The following is a 5,023-nucleotide window of genomic DNA, read 5'->3' on the forward strand; positions in this document are numbered from 1 at the left end:
AAGGGCCGCTTCATCGACAACAAGGACGTGGACGCCAGCAGCATCCGCGTCGAGACGCTCAACGGCACCGTGATGCTCTCCGGCTTTGCCAAGAACGCCACCGAGAAGCACACCGCCGAGGCCCTGACCTGGAAGGTCGACGGCGTCAAGGCCGTCAAGAACGAAATCGCCATCCGTCCGTGAGCTCGCTCATGGCCGTCCCCCGTTTGACCAACCCACCACTGAAGGAGAACCACATGAACTGGGACCGTATTCAAGGCAACTGGAAGCAAGTCACCGGCAAGGCCAAGGAGCAATGGGGTCGCCTGACCGATGATGACTTCGACGTCGTCGCCGGCCGTCGCGACCAGCTCTCGGGCAAGATCCAGGAACGCTATGGCGTGGCCAAGGACGAGGCTGAAAAGCAGATCACCCAATGGCAGCGCCAGGCCGATGACTCCTGGTTTGGTCGCGACTGAGCCAAGAAAAAGACTCTGGCGCCGCCCCTCTTGCGGGGGCGTGCACCAGAGTCAACACCAAATCACATCAGGCTGCGTTGTTCTGCACGCTCAGACGACGCCATTGACGCAGACCCAGCAAGCCCAGGCCGGCCATGAACATGGCGTAGGTGGCGGGCTCGGGCACGGGGGCAGCAGCAGGGGCGAATCCCACCGCGTTGTCACCAATGCCATTGAGCAAACCGAAGCCCCCAACCTGATAGGCCCGTGCATTGGTGCGGATGATCTGCGTGTAGCTGGTCGTACCCGGGTTGATCTTGGACAGCCCGTTGGGCACGAAGCTCACGCCGATCACGCCATGCACCGTTCGATCAGCGCCATCGGCTTGTTCGGTCCCTGCAACAAAGAGGTCAAAGGCGGCCGCAGTCTGGAAGACCTCAACATTGGTCGCACCGATGGAGCTGTAGTCATGACCTGAGAAACGCTCCAAGCCGTTGCTGGATGAGATGTCACTGCTGAACTGGTAGTAAAAGTCCATGCCCGTGCCCGTGTCATAGACCGCGGCGCGGGCGATGCCGTTGTAGCTGCTGTTGCTGATCGGCGTGATGGCGCTGTCCAGCAAGGTGCCGCCAAAGCCCCCCGCCACAACATCCACCGAATTCGCAATCGAATTGGGCGCCAGGACCGTGGCCCTGGCACTTCCGACCACGCAGACCATGGACAAGGCCACTGCGATAGGTGTCATCGACATTTTCATGAGAATCCCCTTAGAGGTTGCATCGACATTGAGCTGATAACAAGGCGGCAAGCCATGTGCTCAGGGGCGATCTTCAAGTGCGCAACAAAGTGTGTCTGTTCGATGCCGCACACATCAGGCCAGGGCCTGCTCTGCGGCCTGAGGGCACGATCCAAAGCGTGCGGTGAACCAGAAGGTGCTGCCTTGTCCGGGCGCACTCACGCCCCCGGCATCACCGCCCATCAAGGTGGCCAGATGCTTGGTGATGGCCAGGCCCAGACCGGTCCCACCATACCGGCGCGTGGTCGACGAATCCCCCTGCACAAAGGGCTGGAAGAGGCCCTGCATCTGTGCCGCAGGCATCCCCACCCCCGTGTCCTTCACCTCGAATCGAACATGGAGCGCATCGGCATCGCGGTCCAGCAAGCGGGCCCGCACGCGGATGCTGCCGTGCTTGGTGAACTTCACCGCATTGGCCAGGTAATTGAGCAAGGCCTGGCGCACACGGGTGGGATCGCCCAGCACCCACTCGGGCACCGGGTCCTCGTCCACGGTGATCGACAGGCCCTTGGTCTGCGCCTGTGCCATGACCAGCGCGCACGCATCCTGGATCACGGTCGACAGACAAAAGCGGGTGTACTCCACCTGCATCTTGCCCGCCTCGATCTTGGCCAGATCCAGCACGTTGTTGAAAATGGCCATCAGGTGCGCGGAGGCATCCGCAATGATGTCCAGCCGCGGCACCTGCTCCGGTGTCGGATCCGCGTGACGCAGCAGATAGGTGAAGCCGACGATGGCATTCATGGGCGTGCGGACTTCATGGCTGATGTTGGCCAGGAAGTCACTCTTGGCGCGGCTGCCGGCTTCAGCGGCCTCCTTGGCCTGCATGAGCTCCAGCGTTCTGGAGCGCACCACCATCTCCAGATGGTCATGCTGCAACTGGCGCAGCGCCTCGGCCAGCTTGTGCTCGGTCATGTCCGTCATGGTCACCAGCACGCACGCCTCGCACGCTCCCTGCGCCTGGCGCAGGCAATCGAGCCGGACATGCAGGCACGAGGCATCTGCCCGCAGCACGGCCACCTCCACACTGAGGGGGTCGTCGCTGCGCTGCGCACGCGACCAGCCGTCTTGCCAGCGCGCCTGGTCTTCTGGCCGCACCACGGTGATGAAGGGCTGGTGCAGCAGCGCACCGACCTCCCTTTGCAGCAAGCGGGCCCCGGTGCGGTTGATCCGGGCGATCCGGCCGTCGGCATCCACCGTCAGATAACCCACAGGAGCTCCCTCAAACAGCGCCAGATACTGGTCACGCGAGGTCTCCAGTGCGAGCTGAGCGTCGATCAAGGCCTCATGGCTCATCTCCAGCTCGATCTGATGCACCTGCAGCTCATGCACGAGGCCGTCTTCCGCCCCGCTCGGGCGAGCCACGATCGCCCCTGCCTTCTGCCGCGCGGCCAGCATGGCCTCGGCCGTGGATCGCAGATGTCGGGCATCCGAACCAAGGGTTTCCGGCGTGATCATGATCGCCCTCCTAGCGTGCAGTTGATGGGCTCGTTTTATAGAGTGCGCCCCCCGGCCCGTCGGTGGGGCAGCGCACAGAGCCCGCCAGCGCCCGACCGGCATAACAACGGCATACTGCTGACATGCCCGCCGCCTTGCTCCCCGACCACGCACGCACCCATCACACGGCGGCCACCCCACGCATCGTCGGCCTCGGAGCATCCGCGGGGGGCCTGCATGCGCTGGAGCTGTTCTTCAACACCGTGCCGCGTGGCAGCGGACTGGCCTATGTGGTGGTGCAACACATGGACCCCCACCATGAAACCCTGCTGGGCACCTTGTTGCAGCGTGTCACCGCGATCCCGGTGTGCGAGGCGGTCGATGGCATGCCCATCGAGCCCGACACGGTCTATGTGATCCCCCCCAACCGCGAGCTCACCGTGGCCCACGGGTGTCTGCACCTGAGCCACTCACAACAACCCCGAGGCATGCGCCTGCCCATCGATGTGCTGTTCAGCTCGCTCGCCCAGGATCAGGCCGAACGCGCGATCGGGGTCGTGCTGTCGGGCATGGGGGCCGACGGCACACTGGGCCTGCAAGCCATTCGGACGCAAGGCGGCCTGACCCTGGCTCAGCAACCAGAGACCGCCCAGTTCGACTCCATGCCCAGGCATGCCATCGCCTCAGGCTGTGTGGACATCGTGGCCGCGCCTGATGCGCTGGCCCAGCGCATTGGGCAGGTGGTGCAGGCCCAACTGCACAGCTCCGGTGATATCGACACCACTCCCCGTCCCGACGACACCGCCCCCATGCCCGTGCCCGCGCCCGAGGACACCGCCAGCACCCTCGATCAGATCGTCGGCCTGCTGCGCGACCACAGCAAGCACGATCTGTCGCTCTACAAGACCAGCACCTTGCTGAGGCGGATCGAACGGCGCGTGGCCGTGCACACGCTGCCCTCGATGGCCGCTTATGCGGGCTTCCTGCGTGACAACCCTCAGGAGCTGGACCTGCTGTTCTCCGAGATGTTGATCGGCGTGACCAGCTTCTTTCGTGATGCCGAGGTCTGGCGCGAGCTCAAGGACAAGGTGCTGCCCGATCTGCTGGCGCGGCGCCAAGGCGAGCCCAAACTGCGTGCCTGGATCGTGGGCTGCTCAACTGGCGAGGAGGCCTACTCACTGGCCATGGTGTTCAAGGAACTCGTCGATGGCCTGCCCGGTGGCGCGGCACATGCCCTGCAGATCTTTGCCACGGACCTCAGCGCCGAGGCGATCGCCGTGGCCCGCAAGGGGCTGTACCCTGCCAAGATCGCCAACGATATCGACGCCGAACGGCTGGCACGCTTTTTTTCCCCGCAGGACGGGGGCTGGCGCATCCACAAGGACATCCGCGACACCGTGTTGTTCGCCCAGCATGATGTGATCCTGGATCCGCCCTTCACCAAGCTCGACATCCTGTCGTGCCGCAATGTGCTGATCTACTTCAACGCCACCTTGCAGCACCGGCTGCTGCCGCTCTTTCACTACAGCCTGCGTCCAGGCGGCATCATGCTGCTGGGGGGCTCTGAAACCGTGGGGCGTGCCCAATCCCTGTTCACCCCCCTCAACCCCAAGATCCGGCTCTACCTGCGCAACGAGCACGCCTTGAACGCATTGGCCGTGGACTTTCCCATCAATCGTCACGCTTCGTCTCGCACGAACAGCCAGGAGACCGCTGTGTCGACCACACCCTCCCCACCGAACAACCTGCAGGCCCTGGCCGATCAGGTTCTGCTGCAGGCCTACTCGCCCCCCGCCGTCTTGGTCAACCCCGATGGCGACATCCTCTACATCAGCGGGCGCACCGGGCGCTATCTGGAGCCTGCGGCCGGCAAGGCCAACTGGAACATCCACGTCATGGCCCGCCCTGGCATCCGCACGCAACTGGCGGTGGCCCTGAGGCAAGCCCTGCAAGAGTCCAAGCCGGTCGAGCTGCATGGCCTGCGGATGGAAGATGAGCCACACGCCACACTCCATGTGACCGTCCAGGCCGTGCATGAGCCCAAGGCCCTGAACGGCATGGTCATGATCGTCTTCCGGGAGGTCCCAAACACCGCCCCCCCCAAACGCCGCCGATCCAGCCCCCTCAGCCCACCGGTGGACGCGGCCATGGCCGCTGAACTGGATCGCGCGCATGAAGAGATCCATGCCTTGCGCCGGGAAATGCAGTCCTCCAAGGAAGAACTGCAGGCCGCCAACGAAGCACTGCAATCGGCCAATGAAGAGCTGCAATCCGCCAATGAGGAGCTGACCACCTCCAAGGAAGAGGCCCAGTCGATGAACGAAGAGCTGCAGACCATCAATGGCGAGCTGCA

Annotated in this window: 5 protein-coding genes; 3 read left to right on the forward strand and 2 right to left on the reverse strand. The window is 64.0% G+C overall.

The genetic code is table 11. The annotated features are described in order from the left end of the window. Positions 1-183: BON domain-containing protein (locus VFW84_RS09305; protein WP_329680176.1), on the forward strand; the 183-nt coding region annotated here is incomplete at its 5' end. Positions 184-236: 53 nt separating this feature from the next. Continuing rightward, on the forward strand, positions 237-458 hold the full coding sequence (locus tag VFW84_RS09310; protein ID WP_329680177.1) for a CsbD family protein: 222 nt from the start codon (positions 237-239) through the stop codon (positions 456-458). A 67-nt stretch (positions 459-525) separates the two neighbouring features. Here the strand turns inward: VFW84_RS09310 and VFW84_RS09315 are convergent, their stop codons facing one another. Further along, the gene (locus tag VFW84_RS09315; protein WP_329680178.1) at positions 526-1,182 is read right to left on the reverse strand and encodes a PEP-CTERM sorting domain-containing protein; all 657 of its coding nucleotides are present in this window, start codon (positions 1,180-1,182) and stop codon (positions 526-528) included. Positions 1,183-1,308: 126 nt separating this feature from the next. Next, entirely contained in the window at positions 1,309-2,691 is a 1,383-nt protein-coding gene (locus VFW84_RS09320; protein ID WP_329680179.1) for an ATP-binding protein, read from the reverse strand. A 122-nt stretch (positions 2,692-2,813) separates the two neighbouring features. On the opposite strand from VFW84_RS09320, the gene VFW84_RS09325 reads away from it, so the two are divergent. Further along, a partial coding sequence (locus VFW84_RS09325) for a chemotaxis protein CheB (protein WP_329680180.1) occupies positions 2,814-5,023 on the forward strand: 2,210 nt, incomplete at its 3' end.

The organism is Aquabacterium sp. (assembly GCF_036279655.1).
Lineage (GTDB): Bacteria > Pseudomonadota > Gammaproteobacteria > Burkholderiales > Burkholderiaceae_C > Aquabacterium.

Coding starts and splice junctions, on each gene's coding strand:
- VFW84_RS09310 (WP_329680177.1), top strand. CDS start 237: ATGAACTGGGACCGTATTCAAGGCAACTGGAAGCAAGTCACCGGCAAG.
- VFW84_RS09315 (WP_329680178.1), bottom strand. CDS start 1,182: ATGACACCTATCGCAGTGGCCTTGTCCATGGTCTGCGTGGTCGGAAGT.
- VFW84_RS09320 (WP_329680179.1), bottom strand. CDS start 2,691: ATGATCACGCCGGAAACCCTTGGTTCGGATGCCCGACATCTGCGATCC.